This is a genomic window from Puniceibacterium sp. IMCC21224 (genome assembly GCF_001038505.1).
GTDB lineage: Bacteria > Pseudomonadota > Alphaproteobacteria > Rhodobacterales > Rhodobacteraceae > Puniceibacterium.
Genome location: NZ_LDPY01000001.1, coordinates 1,059,617 through 1,081,900, shown reverse-complemented (window position 1 = coordinate 1,081,900; position 22,284 = coordinate 1,059,617). Strand labels below are relative to the sequence as shown.

19 protein-coding genes are annotated in these 22,284 nt (G+C 62.1%); 16 read left to right on the top strand and 3 right to left on the bottom strand.

Features of this window, described 5'->3' with window-relative positions:
* Nucleotides 1-10: 10 nt before the first annotated feature.
* The gene (locus tag IMCC21224_RS05005) at nt 11-667 is read right to left on the bottom strand and encodes a GntR family transcriptional regulator (RefSeq protein ID WP_047994415.1); all 657 of its coding nucleotides are present in this window, start codon (nt 665-667) and stop codon (nt 11-13) included.
* A gap of 139 nt (nt 668-806) precedes the next feature.
* Here IMCC21224_RS05005 and dctP point away from each other — a divergent pair, with 139 nt between their 5' ends.
* From dctP to IMCC21224_RS04925, 16 genes are all read left to right on the top strand, one after another.
* Complete coding sequence (dctP, locus tag IMCC21224_RS05000; protein ID WP_047994414.1) at nt 807-1,793, top strand: TRAP transporter substrate-binding protein DctP; 987 nt, start codon at nt 807-809, stop codon at nt 1,791-1,793.
* 65 nt (nt 1,794-1,858) lie between these two features.
* The gene (locus IMCC21224_RS04995) at nt 1,859-2,437 is read left to right on the top strand and encodes a TRAP transporter small permease (RefSeq protein WP_047994413.1); all 579 of its coding nucleotides are present in this window, start codon (nt 1,859-1,861) and stop codon (nt 2,435-2,437) included.
* Entirely contained in the window at nt 2,437-3,753 is a 1,317-nt protein-coding gene (locus tag IMCC21224_RS04990) for a TRAP transporter large permease (protein WP_047994412.1), read from the top strand. Before IMCC21224_RS04995 ends, IMCC21224_RS04990 begins: the two co-directional genes overlap by 1 nt.
* A complete protein-coding gene (locus tag IMCC21224_RS04985) occupies nt 3,750-4,994 on the top strand; it encodes a malonyl-CoA decarboxylase (RefSeq protein ID WP_047994411.1) in 1,245 nt (414 codons plus the stop codon). The genes IMCC21224_RS04990 and IMCC21224_RS04985 overlap by 4 nt, the downstream gene beginning before the upstream one ends.
* 12 nt (nt 4,995-5,006) lie before the next feature.
* On the top strand, nt 5,007-6,524 hold the full coding sequence (locus tag IMCC21224_RS04980; RefSeq protein WP_047994410.1) for a malonyl-CoA synthase: 1,518 nt from the start codon (nt 5,007-5,009) through the stop codon (nt 6,522-6,524).
* A gap of 200 nt (nt 6,525-6,724) precedes the next feature.
* Nucleotides 6,725-8,539 (top strand): autotransporter assembly complex family protein, encoded by a 1,815-nt coding sequence (locus tag IMCC21224_RS04975; RefSeq protein ID WP_231582017.1) that lies wholly within the window; start codon nt 6,725-6,727, stop codon nt 8,537-8,539.
* Nucleotides 8,536-13,335: a translocation/assembly module TamB domain-containing protein gene (locus IMCC21224_RS04970; protein WP_047994409.1), complete on the top strand. Its 4,800-nt coding sequence runs from the start codon at nt 8,536-8,538 to the stop codon at nt 13,333-13,335. The genes IMCC21224_RS04975 and IMCC21224_RS04970 overlap by 4 nt, the downstream gene beginning before the upstream one ends.
* 98 nt (nt 13,336-13,433) lie before the next feature.
* Nucleotides 13,434-14,510 (top strand): pyridoxal-phosphate dependent enzyme, encoded by a 1,077-nt coding sequence (locus IMCC21224_RS04965; RefSeq protein WP_082135137.1) that lies wholly within the window; start codon nt 13,434-13,436, stop codon nt 14,508-14,510.
* Complete coding sequence (locus tag IMCC21224_RS04960) at nt 14,507-15,658, top strand: Xaa-Pro peptidase family protein (RefSeq protein WP_255347983.1); 1,152 nt, start codon at nt 14,507-14,509, stop codon at nt 15,656-15,658. The genes IMCC21224_RS04965 and IMCC21224_RS04960 overlap by 4 nt, the downstream gene beginning before the upstream one ends.
* A complete protein-coding gene (locus tag IMCC21224_RS04955) occupies nt 15,655-16,395 on the top strand; it encodes an Asp/Glu racemase (RefSeq protein ID WP_231582016.1) in 741 nt (246 codons plus the stop codon). Before IMCC21224_RS04960 ends, IMCC21224_RS04955 begins: the two co-directional genes overlap by 4 nt.
* Nucleotides 16,396-16,576: 181 nt before the next feature.
* Nucleotides 16,577-17,278, top strand: coding sequence for an alpha/beta fold hydrolase (locus IMCC21224_RS04950; RefSeq protein WP_047994407.1), 702 nt, complete (start codon nt 16,577-16,579; stop codon nt 17,276-17,278).
* Nucleotides 17,279-17,290: 12 nt separating this feature from the next.
* Nucleotides 17,291-17,656, top strand: a complete 366-nt coding sequence (locus IMCC21224_RS04945; protein WP_047994406.1) for an extradiol ring-cleavage dioxygenase — start codon at nt 17,291-17,293, stop codon at nt 17,654-17,656.
* Nucleotides 17,657-18,502: a class III extradiol dioxygenase family protein gene (locus tag IMCC21224_RS04940; RefSeq protein WP_047994405.1), complete on the top strand. Its 846-nt coding sequence runs from the start codon at nt 17,657-17,659 to the stop codon at nt 18,500-18,502.
* Complete coding sequence (locus IMCC21224_RS04935; RefSeq protein ID WP_047994404.1) at nt 18,502-18,816, top strand: YciI family protein; 315 nt, start codon at nt 18,502-18,504, stop codon at nt 18,814-18,816. The genes IMCC21224_RS04940 and IMCC21224_RS04935 overlap by 1 nt, the downstream gene beginning before the upstream one ends.
* A 169-nt stretch (nt 18,817-18,985) precedes the next feature.
* Nucleotides 18,986-19,303: a helix-turn-helix transcriptional regulator gene (locus tag IMCC21224_RS04930; protein WP_047994403.1), complete on the top strand. Its 318-nt coding sequence runs from the start codon at nt 18,986-18,988 to the stop codon at nt 19,301-19,303.
* 52 nt (nt 19,304-19,355) lie between these two features.
* Nucleotides 19,356-20,408 carry a permease gene (locus tag IMCC21224_RS04925; protein ID WP_047994402.1) on the top strand — a complete coding sequence of 351 codons (1,053 nt, stop codon included), beginning with the start codon at nt 19,356-19,358 and terminating at the stop codon, nt 20,406-20,408.
* Nucleotides 20,409-20,466: 58 nt separating this feature from the next.
* Here IMCC21224_RS04925 and IMCC21224_RS04920 read toward each other — a convergent pair whose 3' ends face one another.
* Both IMCC21224_RS04920 and IMCC21224_RS04915 read right to left on the bottom strand, forming a co-directional pair.
* Complete coding sequence (locus IMCC21224_RS04920; RefSeq protein WP_047994401.1) at nt 20,467-21,777, bottom strand: TRAP transporter large permease; 1,311 nt, start codon at nt 21,775-21,777, stop codon at nt 20,467-20,469.
* Nucleotides 21,774-22,283 (bottom strand): TRAP transporter small permease, encoded by a 510-nt coding sequence (locus IMCC21224_RS04915; protein ID WP_047994400.1) that lies wholly within the window; start codon nt 22,281-22,283, stop codon nt 21,774-21,776. The genes IMCC21224_RS04920 and IMCC21224_RS04915 overlap by 4 nt, the downstream gene beginning before the upstream one ends.
* Between the last annotated feature and the right edge of the window lies 1 nt (nt 22,284).

The window sequence follows — 22,284 nt, the reverse complement described above, 5'->3', positions numbered from 1 at the left end:
CGACAGGGCGCTACTGCGCTGCCATCTTCAGGCTGGCGATCAGCTGGTGGAATTTCTCGCCCTGCACGGCGACGTGATTGCGCAGTGTTTCGCTGGCCACCGTGCCGTCGCCGTCGCGCAATGCGGTGACGATGCGCTGATGTTCAGCCATCGACTGCGACATGCGTCCACGCCAGCGCAGTTGCAGGCGGCGGAATGGTTTGAGCCGACGGTGCAAACGCAGCGCCTCTTGTTCAAGAAACCCATTCCCTGTCTGGTGATAAATCACATGATGAAAATATTCGTTTTCGCGGTAGTAGCCGTCGTGATCCTGCGCCGCGACCGCCTGTTCGCACCGCTGGTTGGTCTGCTCAAGATCCTGCAAGGCGATGTCGGAAATCCGCGCGGCGGCAAGGCGACCACAGACGCCTTCGATCTCGGCCATGGTTTCGAACATCTGGAGCAGCTCGACCGGACCGGGCTGACGCACAAAGACCCCGCGCCGGGGGATCTGCTCGGCCAGGCCGCTGGCCACAAGACGTTGCAATGCCTCACGAATTGGGGTGCGCGATACGCCAAACCGCGCAGCAAGCCGGATTTCGTCCAGACGATCACCATCGTTGAAACTGCCGGTAAAAACCAACTCTTCAAGCGTATCGGCAATCTCGTTTGGACGCATTTTCTCCATGCACCCAGCCTAGAGATCGGCGTCATTGTCGGCAAGAAGGTATTTCTTGTATACAATACGGTTGACTCTGAATGCGGAATCCCGGACGTTTTGCCCAAGTCTCTCCGGGAGGAAGGAGGGACAGTCTGGGAGGACAACCATGAAACACACATTGCAGACCGCCCTGGCCGCGCTGACTGTCGCCGCCATCGGTTCAACCGTTCATGCCACAGAACTGCGCCTGTCGCACCAGTGGTCCAATTCCGATGTGCGCCACAAGGTGGCGCAGATCGTGGCCGACGAAGTCGCCGCCGCGGATGTCGATCTGGATATCAAGATCTTTGGCTCGCAATCGCTTTTCAAGGCGCGCGAGCAGTATACACCGCTGTCACGCGGTCAGCTTGACATGACTGTGCTGCCGCTCAGCTATGCGGGCGGGCAGCAACCCGCCTACAACCTCACCCTGATGCCGGGTCTGGTCAAGAACCACGACCACGCCGCGCGCCTGACGTCGAGCCCGTTCATGGACGCCCTTGAAGAGACAATGGCAGGCGATGATGTCATGGTTCTGGTGCATGGCTATCTGGCGGGCGGTTTCGCCGGCAAGGATGGCTGCATCACCGCAATCGAGGACATGAAGGGCAAGCAGACCCGCGCCGCAGGCAAAGCGTTTGAGCAGATGCTGGCCGGGGCTGGCGCGTCAATCGCGTCGATGGCCAGTTCCGAAATCTACAATGCCATGCAGACCGGCGTTCTGGATGCGGCCAACACCTCGTCCTCGTCCTTTGTCAGCTACCGCATTTACGAGCAGGTCGCCTGCTACACCCCGCCGGGCGAATATGCCCTTTGGTTCATGTATCAGCCGCTTCTGATGAACAAATCCACCTTTGAGGGTTTGACGGCCGAACAGCAGGCGGCGCTGAAAGCCGGATCGGCCAAGGCACAGGCCTTCTATCTTGATGAGGCCAAGAAAGAAGATGCCGACAGCCGCAAGATCTTTGCCGACAACGGCGTCGAAATCGACGACATGACCGCCGAAGAGTTCGACGCCTGGCGCGCATTGGCGGCGGAAACCTCGTACAAGGCTTTTGTTGAAGACACACCCAACGGTCAGGCGCTGCTCGACCTTGCGCTCGCTGTCGAGTGATCTGAACCAATCACCGGGGTGCCCAGCGGGTGCCCCGGCATCCCATATCCGAAAAAGGAGCCCCGATGTCCGGTGCAACTTCGGCAGGTGCGGCGCGCACCGGTAACAATCCATTTCTGCGGGCCGTCGCGGCAATCTCGACCTTTGCGGGCTGGGTTTCGGCGGCGATGATCGTGGCTGCGGTGACAATCACCTGCCAGATGATCTTTGTGCGCTTTGTGCTGAACGGGTCGACCGTCTGGCAGACCGAAGCGGTGATTTATCTGATGATCGCGGCCACGCTGGTCGGGTTGCCCTATGTGCAGCGGTTGCGCGGGCATGTGAACGTCGATCTGGTGCCGCTGGCGCTGCCGATGGGCGCGCGGCGGGTATTGGCGGTAATCACGCTGGCAATGTCGGCGCTGATCATCGGGGTCATGCTATATTACGCCGTTGATTTCTGGCACTTTGCCTGGGCGCGCGGCTGGCGGTCCGACACTGTCTGGGGCGTGATGTTGTGGAAACCCTACCTGTCACTGCCCATCGGCCTGGGACTACTACTGCTGCAACTGCTGGCAGACCTTTACGCGGTTGTCGTCGGTATCGACAAACCCTTTGGCATTGAAACCGAGGGCCTGGCCGGTCGCGCGGCAGGAGATATTTGATGGATCCGCTGGTACTGGGCGCGCTCGTCGCGCTGACAACGATATTTGTTCTGTTTTCGGGCGTGTCGGTCGCCATTGGCCTGCTGATCGTGTCAGCCGGGTTCCTGATGGCCTTTGACGGGATGCGCTCGCTTGAGCTGATGCCCGAAATCCTGTTTGGCAAGCTCGACAATTTTGCGCTGCTGTCGATCCCGATGTTCATCATCATGGGATCCAGCATCGCCTCGACCCGCGCTGGTGCCGATCTTTACGAGGCGCTGGAGCGCTGGTTGACGCGCATTCCGGGCGGTCTGGTGATTTCAAACCTTGGCGCCTGTGCTCTGTTTGCCGCAATGTCGGGATCCTCGCCCGCCACCTGCGCCGCAATTGGCAAGATGGGTATCCCCGAGATGCGCAAGCGTGGCTATCCCGATGGCGTGGCGGCAGGGTCGATTGCGGCAGGCGGCACGCTGGGTATTCTGATCCCGCCGTCGGTCACGATGATCGTCTACGGCATCGCCACAGAATCTTCGATCGGACGGCTGTTTCTGGCGGGTGTGTTTCCCGGGCTGATGCTTGTGGCACTGTTCATGGCATGGTCAATCTATGCCACCTGGAAGTCCGGCGATGCCCGCGTGCTGACCGCCACCACCTACACCTGGAAGCAGAAGTTCGAGATCCTGCCAAAGGTCCTGCCCTTCCTCTTTATCATCCTTGGTGTGCTGTATGCCATGTATGGCGGCATCGCCACGCCGTCCGAGACGGCAGCCGTCGGCGCGCTGCTGTGCCTTGTGATCGCCGTGCTGATCTATCGGATGTGGCACCCGCGCGACCTGTGGGTGGTGCTGCGGGATTCAACCCGTGAAAGCGTGATGATCCTGTTCATCGTCGCAGCCGCGGGCGTGTTCAGCTACATGCTGTCGTCGCTGTTCATCACCCAGAGCATTGCTGAATGGATCGGTACACTGGATGTGAACCGCTGGGTGTTGATGGCGGCGGTGAATGTGTTTCTGCTGATCGCGGGCTTCTTTCTGCCGCCCGTGGCGGTGATCCTTATGGCCGCGCCTATTTTGTTGCCAATCATCACCACGGCTGGCTTTGATCCGATCTGGTTTGCGGTTGTGCTGACCATCAACATGGAGATCGGCTTGATCTCACCGCCGGTCGGGCTCAACCTGTATGTCATCAATGGCATTGCGCCCGATATCTCCTTGCGCACCATCCTGATGGGGTCCTTGCCCTACGTCGCATGTATGGTGCTGGGCATCGTTCTGCTGTGCCTGTTTCCGGGCCTCGCCACATGGCTGCCCGATGCAGTTATGGGAGTCGCATTGTGAGCCTGCTTGCCGATCTGATGAACTCGGTCTTTGATCTGCGCTATCGCGGGGCGGGCGCACCCGACCGCAAGGGCCGCACCCTTGAGGAACTGTGTACCGACCTGCTGGGCAACGTCGGCGAAGTGTCCGGCATGGCGCTGGCACGGCTGATCCTCGATCGCTACGCCGGGTTAGAGTGGGAAGACAAGCGGGCGTTCTTTGCCTGGCTGACGCAGGCGCAGGGCATCGACGTGGCCCAGGTGCGCACCGCGCTCGACGACTATGAAGTCACGCCTGACAAGGCCAGTTACCGCGCCTACATGGCCGTGTCCGAACCTCCGCGTCAGGAACTGGCCCGCAGACTTAATCAGGTGCCGGGCGCAACCGGGCAACTGGTCGACATGCGCAGCGATCTTTTGCGCATGATCCCGCAGAACCCGGAATTCGCCATGCTGGATCTGGACCTGAGGCATCTCTTTGCCTCGTGGTTCAATCGCGGCTTTCTGGTGCTGCGCCCAATCTCGTGGGAAAGCCCGGCCGAGATTCTGGAAAAGATCATCGCCTACGAGGCAGTCCATGCCATTGACAGCTGGGAAGATCTGCGCGGACGGCTAGCCCCGACGGACCGGCGTTGCTTTGCGTTCTTCCACCCGTCAATGCCAAGCGAGCCGCTGATTTTTGTCGAGGTGGCATTGACCCGCGGTGTGCCGGGGTCGGTACAGGCACTGCTGTCGGGCACACGCACCGAACTTGCGGCGCGTGATGCCGACACGGCGGTATTCTATTCGATCTCGAACTGCCAGTCGGGGCTGGCCGGCATCTCGTTCGGCAATTCGCTGATCAAACAGGTGGTGGCGGATCTATCGCGCGACCTTCCGGGATTGAAAACTTATGTCACCCTGTCGCCAATCCCCGGTCTGATGCGCTGGCTGGACAGTCAGGGGCTTAGCATCGACGCCGACCCGGTGCGCCAGCGCCAACTTGCCGCGCATTACCTGACACTGGCCAAGCGGCCCGACGGCGGCCCGGTTGATCCGGTGGCGCGGTTCCATCTGGGCAACGGCGCACAGGTCCATGCCATTCACGCCGGTGCGGACACATCGCCCAACGGATTGGCACAATCCGGTGGCGTCATGGTTAACTATCTCTATGACCTGCGCCAGATCACCCAAAACCACGAAGGCTTTGCCGCGACAGGCAAGATTGCGGCATCGTCCGAGGTCAGAAATCTTGCCGCTGCAATTGTGCCACAGAATACATAAGGACTGAAGTTCATGGCCAACCCCCTGTATGATTCGCTGTTCGGACGCCACGCCGGACAGGATACCCCGTTTCTGCACCTGCCCGACGGCAGCACCCTGACGCATGATCAGTTCCTGCGGATGACAGCGCGCTACGCCCATGCCGTGACGGACCTGGGCCTGCGCCCCGGCGACCGGTTGGCGGCGCAGGTCGACAAATCGGCGCAGGCGCTGGCACTTTATGCGGCCTGCGTGCAGGCTGGGGTGGTGTTTCTGCCGCTCAACACCGGGTACATGGCACCGGAAGTCACCTATTTCGTCGAAAACTCGGGCGCGCGGCTGCTGGTCTGCGACGGTTCCAAAGCCGAAGCGTTGCAGCCATTGGCCACAAGCTGCGGCATCGCCTTGCGAGTGCTGAACGGCGACGGCACCGGCAGCCTTAGCGACGACGCGGCCATCCTGTCCGAGCACTTTGATACGGTCGCGCGGAACATCTCGGATCTTGCGGCGTTCCTCTATACTTCGGGCACCACTGGCCGTTCCAAGGGGGCAATGCTGACGCAGGACAACCTGCTGTCGAATGCACGGATGCTGGTCGATTACTGGCAGTTCACCGCCGACGATGTACTGCTGCACGTTTTGCCGATCTTTCACACGCATGGACTGTTTGTCGCCACCAACATCACGCTCGCTGCCGGTGGCGCGATGCTGTTCGAACCCAAGTTTGACGCCGCACGGGCCATCAGTCTTTTGCCTCGCGCAACCACTATGATGGGTGTGCCGACATTCTACACCCGGCTGCTCGACGAGCCAGGCTTTGACGCCGACCTGACCCGGCATATGCGACTGTTTGTGTCCGGCTCGGCCCCGCTGCTGGCAGAAACGCATGTGAGCTTTGAGGCCCGCACGGGCCACCGCATCCTTGAACGCTATGGCATGACCGAAACCAACATGAACACGTCTAACCCGTATGACGGCGACCGCAGGGCCGGTACAGTCGGCTTTCCCCTGCCGGGGATCGAGCTGAAGATCACCGATCCCGCCACAGGCGCAGAGCTGCCGCAGGGCGAGATCGGCCAGATCGAGGTGCGTGGACCCAACGTCTTTGCCGGTTATTGGCAGATGCCGGAAAAGACCGCCGAAGAGTTGCGCGCCGACGGGTTCTTTATCACCGGCGACCTGGGGCAGATCGACGCGGACGGCTATATCTCGATCGTCGGGCGCAACAAGGATCTGATCATTTCGGGCGGCTACAACATCTACCCCAAAGAAATTGAACTGCTGCTTGATGATCAGCCTGGTGTGCTGGAAAGCGCGGTGATCGGCGTGCCGCACCCGGATTTTGGCGAAACGGTTGTCGGCGTTTTGGTGCCCGCGCAGGGGGCGACACCGGACCTTGAAGCAATCGACGCGCAGGTCCGCCAAAGCCTCGCCCGGTTCAAACATCCGCGCAAGCTGGTGGTGGTTGGCGAACTGCCGCGCAACACCATGGGTAAGGTGCAAAAGAACCTGCTGCGCGATGAATTTGGCGATCTCTTTGCCCCAGCCTGAGACACGGCGCAGATCCGCGCGGTGAATGACGCCCAACACACTGGAATCCCTCCCCTCGCCGCACCTGCAGAAAGTAATCCGCTTGCGGATCAATGGCTTGGTCCGGGAGGGGTGGAAACAAACGAAAAGTGATACATCCTTAGTAGCCGATGCGGTCGGCCACCGCTAGAATAGACAAAAAATGCGGTGGGATCGGTGATATGGGCATGATTGGACAGTACAAATCCGGTGTTTTCGGATTGGTGGGCATGGCGTTTTGTGCCATCGTGGTTCCCGCGCCCGCCAATGCCGTTGACGAGGTCAAGATCCGCGTCAACCGAGATGATGACGAGATGCGCTCGGTGCTCAAGGCATCCTCGGTCGTGCAGTCAGCGCTGGACGACGGGACCACCGATGCGCAGGATCTTTTTGCTGCGGCTCTTTCAGAATATGGCAACATGCTAAGCACGCTGTACGCGCTTGGGTTCTATGACGGCCGGGTCGATGTTCTGGTCGATGGTCGTCAGGCCGCCGACATTCCGTTGCTTTCGGTGCCCAAAACCATCGACAACATCGAGATCATAATTGATCCCGGCAAACCTTTCCGCTTTGGCCGCGCCGAGATCGCGCCGCTGTCACCCGATGCCGTCCTGCCCGAAGATTTTGCCACCACGCGCCGCGCCCGCAGCGGCAAGGTTGGCGAGGCGCTGGATGTCGCCATTTCCAGTTGGCGCGACAAGGGCTTTGCCAAGGCCAGCATCGCCAGCCAGGAGATCACCGCCGATCACAGGAAAAGCATTCTGGACGTAGTGATCCGGGTGGATCGCGGCCCCAAGCTGCGGTTCGGAAAAACCGGCACCACCACAGAGAGCGCGGTCAAAAGCAACACGATCCGCCGCATCGCCGATATCCCACAGGGCGAACGTTTCGACCCGGAAGAAGTGGACAAGGCTGCGGCGCGGCTGCGGCGCACCGGCGCGTTTTCGTCGGTCGCGGTGACCGAAGCCGACGTACCGAACCCGGACGATACCCTCGATATTGGCATCTCGGTGGTGGATGAAAAGCCCCGCCGCATCGGCGCCGGGTTCGAGATTTCGTCGCTCGACGGGGTGGCGCTGACCGGTTTCTGGATGCACCGCAACATCTTTGGCGGCGCTGAACGGCTGCGCTTTGATGCCGAGATTGCCAATATCGGCAGCTCGACAAGTGGTATGGATTATTCACTGACCTCACGGCTGAGCGTACCGGCGATCTATGGCGGCGACACTGATGGATATCTTCTGGGCGAGATCGCGCATGAAGACGAACCAACCTATATCTCGGACCGGATTGAACTGGGGTTCGGTGTATCGCGGATCTACACCAATGAACTGTCGGCCGAAACCGGACTGAGCTTTCTTTATTCCGAAACCCAGGACGATCTGGGCGACCGAACCTTTACCCTGCTGACCCTGCCCACCACCGTCACGCTGGACGAACGCGACAACGCCTTGGATGCCAAGAACGGTTATTACGCCAAGGTCGAATTGCTGCCCTATATCGGCCTGTCCGGGTCAGCCAGCGGCGCGCGCGCCAAGGCAGATTTGCGCGCCTACAAATCGTTCAGCGAAGATGACAGCCAGACCATAGCTGCACGTCTCCAATTCGGGTCGGTCATGGGATCGGACATTGATGAAACCTTGCCAGAATACCTGTTCACCAGTGGCGGCGGCGGCACCGTACGGGGCCAGCCTTATAAATCTCTGGATGTGGATCTGGGGGGCGGTGACAGCACTGGCGGACGCAGTTTTGTCGGCGCGTCGCTGGAATACCGCACCTTGCTGCGTGGGGCACTGGGGGCGGTGGCCTTTGTCGATGCGGGGTATATCGGTTCCGAGAGCTTTTATGACGGCACCGGCGAATGGCATTCAGGCGGCGGTCTGGGACTGCGCTACAACACCGGGATCGGGCCGATCCGCTTTGACGTGGCGGCGCCGATCAGCGGATCAACCAGCGACGGCGTGCAATTCTACATCGGCATAGGACAATCGTTTTGAAACGCATACTTCTACCCGTCGCCATCACTGCGGTTCTGGTGGTTGGCGCACCGATTGTCGCGCAGACCGAAGACGAGGATCGCGGCTACCTTCAAGCCTTGCTTGAGGATAACCTGTCGGGGGCCGGGCGCGATATCCGGATCAAGGGGTTTGCCGGTGCGCTGTCCTCGCAAGCCACCATCGAAGAGCTGACGATTGCCGACGATGACGGCATCTGGCTGACCCTGCGCGAGGTTCGACTGGACTGGAACCGCGCGGCGCTGCTGCGCGGTCGGATTTCCATCGCCGAGCTGTCGGCCCAGGAAATCCTGTTGCCGCGCCTGCCCACGGCGGGCGAAGATCTGCCCGACCCCGAAGCCAAGCCATTCAGCCTGCCGGATCTGCCGGTGTCGGTCCAGATCGACCTGCTTGAGATTGCCCGCGTCACGCTGGGCGCGCCGGTGATCGGCATCGCCGCCGAAGTGTCACTGAACGGTTCCGCCAGTCTTGCCGGTGGTGAGGGCACCGCCGATCTGACCGTCGAACGACTGGACGGGGCCACAGGCACCCTGGCGCTAAAGGGTAGCTTCGCCAACGAAACCAGCGTTCTGGCGGTTGACCTGTCGCTGATCGAGGGGCCGAATGGTTTGCTCGCCACGCTGACTGGGTTGCCCGACGGCCCGCCGCTGGCGCTGACCGTCAAGGGCGAAGGTCCGCTCGATGATTTTGCGGCCGACCTTGGGCTAAGCACCGAGGATGTCGACCGCCTAACCGGGCGCGTCACACTGGCGGCCCTGCCCGCTGACGCTGCCACACCGGGCCGTGCGTTTGGCGCGCGGCTGGCGGGCGACGTGCGCCCCCTGCTGGAGCAAGAGCACCGCGCCTTCTTTGGGCCGGACCTGTCGCTTACGGTCAGCGGCGACACTTTCGACGACGGACGTCTGGTCATCGACACGCTTGATCTTGTCTCTGAGGCGGTGCGGTTACAGGGCAATGTGGCGCTGGGGCCCGACAAGTGGCCCGAGATCGTGGCACTTAGCGGTCGTCTGGCCCTGCCGGATGGCGAGCCGGTGCTGTTGCCGGTGCCCGGCGTTGACACTCGGGTCAACGGCGTTGATCTGAACGTGGCCTACAATGCCGCTGAAGGCGACAACTGGACTGCGGATTTTGCTGTTGATCGGCTTGTGCGACAGGATCTGTCCTTCGACACGGCGACGATCAATGGCTCTGGCTCGCTGACCCGCGGTGAGGGTTCTGCATTGGGCGCCTTGGCGGGACAATTCGACATTGTAGCGGACGGGTTGTCGCCGACCGACCCCGCCTTTCAGGCGGCGCTGGGATCGTCGCTGAACGGGGTGATCGCGCTGAACTGGACCGAGGACGCGCCGCTTAACATCACCAATCTTGCGCTGCGAGGCGATGACTATGCCCTGACCGGCGTCATGAGCCTGAGCGGCATTCAGGGCGACTTTAACCCCACTGTCACCGCAGATGTGCAGGTTGCCGCACAGGACGTTTCGCGGTTTTCTGATCTGGCAGGACGCCCGCTGGGCGGTGCTGTCGATGTGACCGTGGTCGCCGACGCGGCTCCGCTGAGCGGAACGTTCGATGGCACTGTGTCGGGCAGCGCCCGCAACCTGAAAACCGGCATAGCGCAAGCTGACGCCGTGCTCGCGGGTGAGACGGTGCTGCGCGTCGATATGGCCCGCGACACCACGGGCGTTGTTCTGCGCGATTTTGAGATGTCCTCCCCCGCCGCCGACATCACCGCCGAAGGTGTGCTGCGCACCGGGGCAACTGCTGCGCGATTCACGGCCCTATTGCGGGACGCGGGCCTGGTTGAACCCAGCCTGTCCGGCCCTGCACGGGTGCAGGGGACACTGGATCAGGCGGGCGATACCTGGACGCTGGCCGCCGATGCCACCGGTCCCGGCGGCGCGGTCTTTGATGGTCGGGTGGATGTGCCACTGGTCGATGGCAAACCGGGGCGGATCACCGCCACCGGCAGCCTCAAGGCGGATGCGCTATCTCCGTTCTCGACCCTTGCGGGGCGGCAGTTGGGTGGTGGGTTTGATCTGTCCGGCACCGGCAGTTTTGAGCTAGAAACACTGTTCTTCAACGCCCGCGTGACCGGCGACACCCGCGACATCCGCACCGGCATCCCGGAGGCGGACGGCCTGCTGCGGGGGCCCGGTCAGATCACGCTGGATGCGTCGCGCGATGACAATGGTATCATGCTGCGCAATCTTGATGTGTCGACCAACGCCGCGTCGATCACCGGCAAGGGCGTACTGGCAGATCAGGACAGCACCGCCGAATTCGAGGCTACGCTGGTCAACACCGCAGTCATCGCACCCGGTCTTTCGGGACCGGCGCGACTGACGGGGACCTTGACGCAGACTGGCAACGACTATCTGCTCAATGCGCAGGGCAACGGCCCCGGTGGTGTGGCGCTGTCAGGGGATGTAACCGCAACCGTGATCGACCGCACGCTGGGCCTGATCCGGGGCGCGGGCAGCCTGCGTGCAACCGATCTGGGGGCCTACGCTGAACTCGCAAAGCGCCCCTTGGGCGGCGGGCTGGACATCACTGGATCGGGCAGTTTCGACCCGACGACACAGTTCTTTACCGCCACCGCCACCGGCACCACGCAGGATCTGAAAACCGGCATCGCGCAGGCGGATGGTTTGCTGACCGGCAGCGGGCGATTGAATGTTGATGCCACACGCGATGCTGACGGGATCAGCATCCGCACCCTTGATGTCGAAACCGACGCCGCCGCACTAAGCGCAGATGGCGTGATCCGCGACAGTGGCAGCGTCGCCAGCTTTGACGCCCAAATCAGGGACACGGCGCTTGTGGTGCCCGGCCTCACTGGTTCGGCGCAGGCCAGCGGGTCGCTGACGCAAACCGGCAATGATTATACGCTGGATGTCACCGCGTCGGGCCCCGGCGGACTGGCCTTTGGCGGCGAGATTGTCGCCACCGTCGAAGATGGCACTCCGGGATTGGTACGCGGATCGGGCGAGGTCAGTGCGGACTCGATTGCCCCCTACGGCGCGCTGGTCAACCGCCCTCTGCGCGGCGGTTTCGATTTCACCGGATCCGGGCAATATCACCTGACGGACCAGACCTTTGCCGTCAAACTGGACGGCACGGCGCAAAATCTGGGCAGCGGCATCGCCGAGGCTGACAAGCTGATTGCCGGGAGCACCACGCTGACCCTCGACGCCGAACGCACGGAAGACGGCGTGCTTACAATCCGTACCTTTGATCTGGCCAATCCGCAGGTCAGCGCCGATGCGTCCGGTCGTTATGGCGGGGCGGACACCGCGCTCGACTTCAACGCCGAGCTGGGCAATCTGGCGCTGTTTGTGCCGGGCTTTCCCGGTCCGGTGACGGCGCGCGGGTCTGCCCTTGCTGCTGGCAGCGACTATCGTATCAATGCCGACCTGACTGGGCCGGGCGGCATCACCGCCCAGGTCGGCGGCACCGTGGCCCCGGACGCCAGTCAGGCTGACCTTGGCATCACCGGCGCGGCGGCGCTGGCGCTGATCAACCCATTTCTGGAACCTAACCTCATCACCGGTCAGGCAAATTTCGATCTGCGGCTGAACGGACGACCCGGGCTTGAGGCGTTGTCAGGCGCTGTGACCGCATCGGGGGCAACCTTTGTCGTCCCGGCAGCGCGGCAATCGTTGTCGGACATCAATGCGCGGATTGAACTGGCCGGCGGGCGGGCCAATCTGGACGTCGACGCGGCCGTGACCAATGGTGGTCGGGTGCGCGCCACAGGCCCGGTCACACTGTCAGCGCCCTTCAACGGCGACCTTGCGATTGCAATAAATCAGGTCGTGGCGGCGGACCCCGGTCTGTTTGAAACCACCCTTGATGGTCAGTTGACACTGCAAGGGTCGCTTGCCTCGACGGCCCGGCTGGCTGGCGCGATCCAGTTGGGGCCGGTTGAGGTGCGGGTGCCGTCGACCGGCGGTGGCGTAGCGGGCAGCAGCTTTGCCCTCAGGCATGTCAACGAACCCACCGCCTCGCGACTGACGCGTGAACGCGCCGGACTGATTGAAAAGCAGGCCGGCGGGGGCGCAGGTGGTGGGGGCAGCGGCGTCAACTACGGCCTTGATCTGCTGATTCAGGCCCCGTCGCGGATCTTTATCCGGGGGCGCGGCTTGGATGCCGAATTGGGAGGAGAACTGCGCCTGGGCGGGACAATCCAGAATATCGAACCGCTGGGACGGTTTGATCTGGTGCGCGGGCGTCTGGACATCCTTGGCCAGCGGATCGCCTTGTCCGAAGCCTCGATCGTGCTTCAGGGCAATCTGAACCCCGAGATCCAGGTGGTCGCAGAAACCAGCCGCGACGACACCACCATCCAGTTCGTGATCAGCGGACCCGTATCGGAACCCGAAGTGTCGATCACCTCAAGCCCGGAATTGCCCGAGGATGAGGTGCTGGCAATGCTGCTTTTTGGTCGCGATGTCAGCGAAATCTCGGCGTTTCAGGCGCTGCGGATCGCGGCGGCGGTCAATACGTTGGTCGGGCGCGGCGGCAACGGCATCGTGGATAAGCTGCGGATGAGCTTTGGCGTCGATGATCTGGACGTGCAAACAGCGGCCGATGGCACAACTGAATTGCGGGTCGGCAAATACCTGACGGAAAAGATATATTCCGATGTGACCGTGGATGCGAATGGCGGCAGTTCGATCAACCTGAACCTTCAGGTTACCCCGAACATCACCGCGCGCGGGTCCGCAGGCAGTGACGGCAACACCGGGATCGGTGTGTTCTTTGAAAAAGATTACTGACGCATTGCGCTGCGCCAAGGCGTGGCGCAGCGCAATTCTGCCCCTCGTTCCAACATAAGCGTTTGACAGACGGCCCCTGCCCCGCGCCAAGTGGCGGCATGACACAGATAAAACTAACCTCGAACCCTTGCCGCCTGACCGGTGCGTATTTTGCGTTACCGGACGATATTCCGCTCCCAGCCGAGGATGGCGCCCCGGTACGTGCCCTGCTCGACCGCTGTCCGGTCGCTGCGATCACCCCACTGGTGTCGCTGCCGGATCTCGCGGCACGCGCGCAGGTCGCCAGCGTCTGGGCCAAGGATGAGCGCGCCCGCATGGGGCTGGGCAGTTTCAAGGCGCTGGGCGCAGCATTTGTAATCGCACACGAGGCAATGGCGGTCGCACCCGACACCCCAGGGACCGCACTTGCCGGGCGTACCTATGTGACCGCCAGCGCCGGCAACCATGGGCTGTCAGTCGCAGCCGGCGCGCAGGTCTTTGGCGCACGCGCGGTGGTGTATCTGTCTGACACCGTGCCCGACAGCTTTGCCCTGAGGCTGCGCGACAAGGGTGCCGAGGTTGTCCGTGCCGGCCAGACGTATGAGGCGAGCATGGACGCGGCGGCCCATGCCGCAGAGGAAAAGGGCTGGACTCTGTTATCGGACAGTTCCTGGCCCGGCTATACCGAACTGCCCTGGCGGCTGATGCAGGGATATCTGGCGCTGATGGACGAAGTGGTCACGGCGATGGATCCCCCGCCGACGCACGTGTTTGTGCAGGCCGGTGTCGGCGGGTTGGCCGCATCTGTGGCAGCGCGGACCCGCAGCGCCTGGGGGGATGCACCCAAGGTCATCGTGGTCGAACCCGATGCCGCCGACTGTGTCGCCGCCTCGCTCGCCGCCCAGGAATTTCGCGCGGCGTTTGGCCCGGTGTCCAACATGGGGCGGCTAGACTGCAAAGAGGCGTCGATGATCGCGCTGGCCGGACTGGCCCGCGACGCTGACGCTGTACTGACGGTGACAGACGCACAGGTGGCGGCTGTGCTGCCGGATCTTGCCGCACTTGGCCTTGGCACAACGCCCTCTGGCGCGGCCGGCCTTGCCGCGCTGCTGCATTGCGCACCGCTCTGCGACGCGCTTGACCTTACCACCGCGTCACGGGTGCTGACCTTTGTCACCGAAGAGCCCCCGGAGTGAGCGTTCCGGCGTCCGAGTATCAGGCGCGCGCCGCCCGGGCCCAGGCGTTGATGGTAGAACACCAGCTTGACGCGCTGCTACTGACCACCGGGCCGGACATCCTATACCTCACTGGATTTCTCACCCGATTCTGGGAAAGCCCGACGCGACCATGGTTTGTCATCCTTCCTGCGACGGGCGCGCCGGTGGCGGTAATCCCCGCAATTGGTGCGCCGCTGATGGCACGAGGCTGGGTCACGGATATCCGCACTTGGGCCGCGCCGGACCTGAGCGACGACGGCGTCACCCTGCTGGGCGAGACACTGCGCGCGCTGGTGCCAGAGTGCGGAATGATCGGCCTGCCAATGGGGCACGAAACCCATCTGCGGATGCCGCTCGGCGACTTTCACCGGCTGCAACAGGATCTTGGTCAGCGCACGTGTGTGCCGGATTTCGACATCCTGCGGCACTTGCGCGCGATCAAATCCGAAGCTGAGATCGCGCTGATCCGCACCGCCTGTGCCATCGCCGGACGCGCCTTTGACCGGGTGCCCGAGGTGGCGCGCGTCGGCATTGGTCTGGATCAGGTGTTTCGCGGTTTTCAGCGCCTTTGCCTTGAAGAGGGTGCCGACTGGGTGCCCTATCTGGCCGGGGCGGCGGAACCGGGCGGGTATCGCGACGTGATTTCGCCCGCGACGTCTGCGCCGCTGGCCGCCGGTGATGTGCTGATGCTGGACACGGGGTTGGTGCATCAGGGCTATTTCTGCGATTTTGACCGCAACTTTTCTGTCGGGCCACCAAGCCCGAGCACAGTCGACGCCCATACCCGGTTGATCGCCGCGACCGAGGCGGGCTTGGTCGCCGCCCGGCCGGGGGCCACCGCAGCGGATGTATTCCACGTGATGAATGCAATCTGTCAGGATCCGTCGCCGCGGCCGGGGCGGTTTGGTCACGGGTTGGGGCTGCAACTGACCGAGGGGCTGTCGATCCTGCCATCCGACAGCTCTGTCCTGAGGGCTGGGATGGTCCTGACGCTCGAACCTTGTGTGACGCTCGATGACGGGCGGATCATGGTCCACGAAGAGAATATCGTGCTGCGCGACCACGGTGCCGAATGGCTGACCAGGCCCGCAGGCCCCGACATTCCCGTGATCGGAGACGCGGCGTGACACATTTTTCCTGTGACATGGAGACCACAACCGAGACGCGGATCGGGCTGATCGTTCTTCAGTCCGACGAGAGCCTCGAGCATGACATGCGCCGCCTGATCCCGTCGCGCGTCAACCTGCTGGTCAGCCGTGTGCCCAGCGGCGACGAAGTGACCGAAACGACGCTGGGCCGCATGGCCACAGATCTGCCCGCCGCCGCCGCACTGCTGCCCAAGGCGCAGGACTTTGCGGTGGTGGGCTATGGCTGCACGTCAGGGGCTGCCGTCATTGGCCCATCAGAGGTGGCCAGGCTGGTCCAAAGCGGCGCGCCAGCGCGACAGGTGACCAACCCGGTGACTGCGCTGCTGGCCGCTTGCAATGTGCTGGGGATACGAAAGTTGGGCGTTCTGTCCCCTTATGTGGCGACGGTGTCGGACCGGCTCAGAAGCGTGCTGGCCGCCGACGGCATTGCAACGCCGGTGTTCGGCAGCTTTAACGAGGCGGTTGAGGCCCGCGTGGTGCGGATCGCCCCTGCGTCAGTCATTGCCGCTGCGACAACGCTGGCCGCGCAGGGCGATATCGACGGGCTGTTCCTGTCCTGCACCAATCTGCGCACGCTCAACGTCATACCCGAGCTAGAGGACCGCACCGACCTGCCCGTCCTGTCCAGCAATCAGGTTTTGGGTTGGCACCTGATGCGCTGCGCCCAAATCGGCGACCGATTTCAGGGCCTTGGCAGGCTGCTTGAGTTGCAGTAACCCCCCTTCAACATGACAGAGCGCCGCGAATATGCAGACTTTGGTATCGGGTGTGACCGGACAATTTCTGAGGGACAATCCTCGCCATGATCCCTAGTCTGACACAAACGCTGTGCCGAACCGCGCCTTTTGCCATGCCGGATCGCACGATACCTGGCTGACAAAAGGACCCAAACCTGCAATGACCGATGACACGATTTTGCTGATTCCGGGACTGCTCTGCGACCGGGTGGTCTGGGAGCCGGTTCTGGCCGCGCTTGGCCCCGACGCAAAGGTGCAGGTGCCGTCCCTGCGCGCCCGCGACAGCCTGACTGACATGGCGCGGGATTGCCTTGATCTGGCTGACGGTCCGCTGCGCATTGCCGGGCATTCCATGGGGGCCCGCGTCGCGATGGAGATGGCACGGCTGGCACCCGAACGCGTTGAACGGCTGGCCCTTCTTGACACTGGCATCCACCCGCTGAAAGACGGCGAAACCGAAAAGCGTGCAGAAATTGTTGCCTTCGCCCGCGACAACGGGATGCAGGCGCTGGCCGCGCGCTGGTTGCCGGGGATGGTGCACCCCGACCGACACGGCGATACGGCGCTGATGTCGCTATTGACGGAAATGGTACTGCGCCACGATCCCAAGATTCACGAACGCCAGATTACCGCGCTGGTGAACCGGCCCGACGCTGCGTCCTATCTGGGCGGTATCACCTGCCCCGTGCAGCTGATTGTCGGGCGTCAGGATGCATGGTCGCCAGTGTCGCAGCACGAGGATATGCAGCGGATCCTGCCCCACGCCAATCTTGTCGTCATCGAAGATGCCGGCCATTTTGCCCCGGTGGAACAGCCGCAGGCGGTGATCGACGCGCTGGTCCCGTTCCTGACCAGCGCCTGAAAGGAAGAGCCAATGCCATCCAATCCGATCAAGAGTCGCGCCGACGGCGACAGGCTGCCTGAAACGCCGCTGTTTGACCGTGACAGGGCAAATGCCGGCTATAAGTTGAATAAGATGGGCAGCAGCCTGATGAAACCCGAAAACCGCGACGCCTTTCGCGCCGACGAGGCGGCCTACCTTGACCGCTTTGGCCTGAGCGACGAACAAAAGACGGCAGTGACCAACCGCGACTGGGAAGAGATGATGCGACTGGGCGGCAACCTGTTTTTCATTCTCAAGATAGCCGCGGTGGACCCAGTGCCGATCACCCTGATCGGGGCCGCACAGGCCGGTATGACTCACGAAGAATTCCTGCGCGAAAGACTGGGGAAAAGCTGAATGGCCAAGATTATCGGAGGCTTGGGGACAAGCCATGTACCCTCGATCGCGGTGGCAATAGACAAGGGGCTGGCGGATACCGCCGACTGGAAACCGTTCTTTGACGGCTATATCCCGGCCCGTGCCTGGATGGCGGACAAGAAACCCGACATCGCCGTGGTGATCTTTAACGACCATGGAAACGCCTTTTTCCTTGATCAGGTGCCAACCCTTGCAGTTGGCGTCGCGGACAGCTACCGCCCCATCGACGAGGGCTGGGGCCCGCGCGCCGTGCCGGATTTTCCCGGTGCCCCAGAGTTTTCCTGGCATCTGGTCGATACAATGGTCGAGAACCATTTTGACCCGTTGGTCTGTCGCGAGCTTGAGGTGGATCACGGGATGCAGGTGCCGATGGAACTGTTCTTTGGCCGCCCCGAAGCCTGGCCGGCGCGTGTGGTGCCGATCCTTGTCAACACCATCCAGTTTCCGATCCCGACGCCACAGCGGATGTGGGATCTGGGGCTGGTTCTGCGCAAGGCGATTGCCAGTTGGGACACGGAAGAGACGGTCGCCATTCTGGGCACAGGTGGCCTGTCGCATCAGTTGCAAGGCAGCCGCGCGGGGTTCATAAATCCCGAGGCCGACCGCGCCTGGATCGCCGAGATCGGTGACAACCCCGAAAAATACCGCAACATGACCCGCGAAGACTATGTCGAAGTCTTCGGCTCAGAAGGAGCCGAGTTGATCATGTGGCTGGTGATGCGCGGCGCGATGGATGAAAAGGTGCACACGGTTCACAGCCACTATTATTCGCCCGCCTCGATGACCGGCGCGGGTATGGTTGTGCTAGAAAACAGTGAGGCGTGATGTATTTCCTGATGCAGAACACCCATCACCCCGACATGGACGCCCGCCGCGACGCCCTGCGCCCCGAACATCGGGCCTGGGTTGCCTCGGGCGGGGGTGGGCTGGCCCGTGTTCTTGTCGGGAGTGCGACCATGGATGCGGATGGCAACGCCTTGGGCAACTTTGGTATTCTTGAGGCTGACAGCCGCGCGCTGGCGCAGGCCTTTGCCGATGGGGATCCGTTTGCCAAAGGCGGTGTCGTGGCCGAGATTCGCCTGACCCGTCTTGCCGACGGATTCCAGGCGCAGCGGATCGACCCCATGACCAAAGGCTGAGTCGCGCTATACTTGATTGCGTGGAACCGGGTGCGCGGGCCCCGCAATCAGCGTCGCGAACCTGTAATTTTCTATTTTTTCAGACGGCTTAGACCGTTGGTCTGGTTGGGGGTCAGGTGCGCATTCTGCGTCGCGTTGACATAACTATATTTATAGTTATAATTTCGGCATGACCACACATACTTCAGTCGCCCAGTCTCTTGCTGCTCTTGGCCATGACACCCGTCTGGCGATCTTCCGTCTGCTGGTGCGGGCCGGGCATGGGGGGCTGAATGTGGGGGAAATCGGTCAACATCTGGGTATGGCCGCGTCAACCTTGGCGCATCATCTTGGGGCGCTGGTCGATGCCGATCTGGTGATCCAGGAACGGCAGGGCCGCCAGATCATAAATCGGGTGAATTTCGACGCCATGCAACAAACTGTATCCTTTCTGACGTCGGAATGCTGCGTCGGCGTCACGCTGACCAAAGCGGGGGCTGCGGCTTGAACGGTATTGCTTTTTCTTACTTAAATATAACTACAATCCCAGGGATATAGACATGACTGAACTTGTACTTGGCGTCCGATCACGGGTCGCGGATATGCTACTTTACCTCTGGAGCCGTGAACGGGTCTGGCTGGTTTGCGCGGCGCTGCTTGCCGCGTTGTTTGTTCTGGCACCCGAACAGGGAATGGATAGCGCCGGTTTTGCGACCCGCAATCTGCTGGATGTGGCACCGTTCCTGGTGCTGTCCATCGCCATTGCCGCCTATGCGGGCGCGACGGGCGCGGATGGATTGATTGCGCGGGCCTTTACCGGGTCTCCGATAGTGATGATCCTGATTGCAGCTGCAGCCGGGGGATTGTCGCCGTTTTGTTCATGCGGGGTGATCCCGCTGATCGCCGCCCTTCTGGCGATGGGTGTGCCACTGTCTGCAGTCATGGCCTTTTGGCTGGCATCACCGGTGATGGACCCGTCGATGTTTGTCCTGACCACCGGTGTTCTGGGGGTCGAGTTTGCCATTGCCAAGACTCTGGCCGCAGTCGGGCTGGGAATAACCGGCGGGTTTGTGACGCATATGCTGTCGCAAGCCGGCGGCCTGACCGACCCGCTGCGCGAAGATGTCGGCAATGGCGGTTGCGGCGGCACCAAAGTCCGCAAAGCACAGCCCGTGGTCTGGTCGTTTTGGAAAGACGATGCCCGTGTCGCCAAATTCCTGCGTGAAGGCATCAAGACGACGCTGTTTCTTGCCAAATGGCTGACGCTCGCCTTTCTGCTGGAAAGCCTGATGCTGGCGTGGCTACCTGCGGATCTGGTGGCCCGTGCATTGGGTGGCAGCGGTCTGGCGCCTATCGGCATCGCGACACTGGTTGGCGTGCCCGCCTACCTCAACGGCTATGCGGCGCTGCCGCTTGTCGGTGGCCTTATTGGTCAGGGCATGGCACCGGGGGCTGGGCTTGCCTTTCTTGTGGCGGGCGGTGTCACCTCTTTGCCTGCGGCAATTGCCGTCTGGGCGCTGGTCAAACGGCAGGTGTTCTTTCTCTATCTCGGGATTGCGCTGATCGGGTCGTTTGCAGCCGGGCTGTTGTTCCAGCTATGGACGACGCTCTGAACGATACCGCCGGGGGGGTCGTTTCCCCGGCGATGAACTCAGAAATGCAGATGTCGCGCTACTGCGCGCCGATCATCGTGTTGGGCAGCAACAGTGAAATAGATGGGAACGCAATCAGGATGCCCAGCGTCACCAGCATCGCAAACCAGAACGGAATAACCCCGCGAAAGATCTGGCCCAGCGGCACCTTGGGGGCCACTGATTTCACGATGAACACATTGACCCCGACTGGGGGCGAGATCAACCCCATTTCCAGCGTCAACACCACCAGAACGCCAAACCAGATCGGGTCGATCCCCAGTGACAGGATCACGGGATAGAAGATCGGCATCGACAGAACCAGCATGGCGAACCCTTCGAGAAAGCAGCCGAGCACCAGATAGCACAGCAGGATCAGCCCCAGAATCGCCATGGCCGGCAGATCGAGCGCGGCAAGGAATTCACCCAGCGCCTGCGGGATATGCGACAATGCCAAAAACGGGTTCATCAGATGCGCCGATATCAGGATCAGCATGACCGTGGCTGTGGTCACAACTGAATCCTTGGCTGCGCTCCACAACGTTGGCAGCCTGAGCGTGCCGGTGAAAATGCCAAACAGGATCACCAGTCCGGCGCCAACCGCAGCCGCCTCGACCGGCGAAAAAAGCCCGCCGTAGATACCACCGATGGTCAACACGATGACCAGCCCAATCGGTGCGGCCCCCCCGACTGCGCGCAGCTTTTCCGGCAGCGTGGTGCGCGGTCCCAGTGGTGCCAGCGCAGGGTTGAACCAGCACAGCAACGATATCGTCAGCACAAACATGCCCAGCAGCAGCAGGCCCGGCAGAATGCCCGCCAGAAACAGCCGCCCGATGCTTTCCTGTGCCAGAATGGCATAAATCACAAACCCGGTTGAGGGCGGGATAAGGATGCCCAGCGTGCCGCCAGCCGCAACCGCGCCGGTCGACAGACGCGGATCATAGTTAAAGCGGTCCATTTCGCCCAGCGACACCTTGCCCATGGTCAAGGCGGAGGCCACGGACGAGCCGGACAGCGCCGCAAAGCCACCGCAGCCGATCACGGTGGCCGAGGCCAGACCGCCACGCACCGACCCGATCACCGCATAGGCGGCGTCATAAAGTTTACGGCTCATCCCGGTTTCAGTCGCGACGTTGCCCATCAGGATAAACAGCGGCACGACAACCAGTTCCGCCGAAGAGGCGAGTGTGAAGCTCTCTGAGGCCAGCAAACCCTTGGCGGCGTCGAACCCGCGCAGCAATGTGATGCCGCCAAAGCCGACAGCGAACATCGCAAAGGCCACAGGCACCCGCAGCCCCAACAGGACAAACAGCAGCAGGATACCGGCAACGCCGGTTGAAAAATCGCTCAATGTGCGTCCTCCGGCCGGGGTGGCGGTGCATCCGTGAAAATTAGTGTGATGGCACGCAGAAACATTCCCAGCGCTGTGACGATGGAAAAGAAAACAACCGCGTATTGGAACCAAACCTTGGGCAGTTGGATGATGTTGGTGGCCAGGTTCAGCATCCGCGACAATGCCGCGCTTTCCAGCATGGTCCAGGCGATACCGCCAAAGATTGCAGCGCCCAGCAGGGCCGAAAGCACATCGCCCGTCCGGCGCAGCCAGACCGGCATGGATTTCTCAAACAGATCGACCGCAATGTGACCGCCGCGACGGTCACACAAGGCCATGCCGCCGAACACCAGCAGCACCATCGCCATGGTCGAGATGTCTTGCGCCCCTCTGAGCGGGCTGCCGTAATACCGTCCGACAACATCCACCAGGATCACCACGACCTCTGCGATCAGACCGACAGTGCCGATCAGGGCTGCCAGGCCAGTCAGCCTGCCAGCCCACATGTCCAGCGTTTTTAGCATG

Bases quoted from the DNA above. Each gene is read 5' to 3' on its own strand.
- IMCC21224_RS04915 (WP_047994400.1), bottom strand. From the start codon at position 22,283: ATGCTAAAAACGCTGGACATGTGGGCTGGCAGGCTGACTGGCCTGGCA.
- dctP (WP_047994414.1), top strand. From the start codon at position 807: ATGAAACACACATTGCAGACCGCCCTGGCCGCGCTGACTGTCGCCGCC.
- IMCC21224_RS04980 (WP_047994410.1), top strand. From the start codon at position 5,007: ATGGCCAACCCCCTGTATGATTCGCTGTTCGGACGCCACGCCGGACAG.
- IMCC21224_RS04965 (WP_082135137.1), top strand. From the start codon at position 13,434: ATGACACAGATAAAACTAACCTCGAACCCTTGCCGCCTGACCGGTGCG.
- IMCC21224_RS04950 (WP_047994407.1), top strand. From the start codon at position 16,577: ATGACCGATGACACGATTTTGCTGATTCCGGGACTGCTCTGCGACCGG.
- IMCC21224_RS04975 (WP_231582017.1), top strand. From the start codon at position 6,725: ATGGGCATGATTGGACAGTACAAATCCGGTGTTTTCGGATTGGTGGGC.
- IMCC21224_RS04925 (WP_047994402.1), top strand. From the start codon at position 19,356: ATGACTGAACTTGTACTTGGCGTCCGATCACGGGTCGCGGATATGCTA.
- IMCC21224_RS05005 (WP_047994415.1), bottom strand. From the start codon at position 667: ATGGAGAAAATGCGTCCAAACGAGATTGCCGATACGCTTGAAGAGTTG.
- IMCC21224_RS04935 (WP_047994404.1), top strand. From the start codon at position 18,502: ATGTATTTCCTGATGCAGAACACCCATCACCCCGACATGGACGCCCGC.
- IMCC21224_RS04940 (WP_047994405.1), top strand. From the start codon at position 17,657: ATGGCCAAGATTATCGGAGGCTTGGGGACAAGCCATGTACCCTCGATC.
- IMCC21224_RS04945 (WP_047994406.1), top strand. From the start codon at position 17,291: ATGCCATCCAATCCGATCAAGAGTCGCGCCGACGGCGACAGGCTGCCT.
- IMCC21224_RS04990 (WP_047994412.1), top strand. From the start codon at position 2,437: ATGGATCCGCTGGTACTGGGCGCGCTCGTCGCGCTGACAACGATATTT.
- IMCC21224_RS04995 (WP_047994413.1), top strand. From the start codon at position 1,859: ATGTCCGGTGCAACTTCGGCAGGTGCGGCGCGCACCGGTAACAATCCA.
- IMCC21224_RS04930 (WP_047994403.1), top strand. From the start codon at position 18,986: ATGACCACACATACTTCAGTCGCCCAGTCTCTTGCTGCTCTTGGCCAT.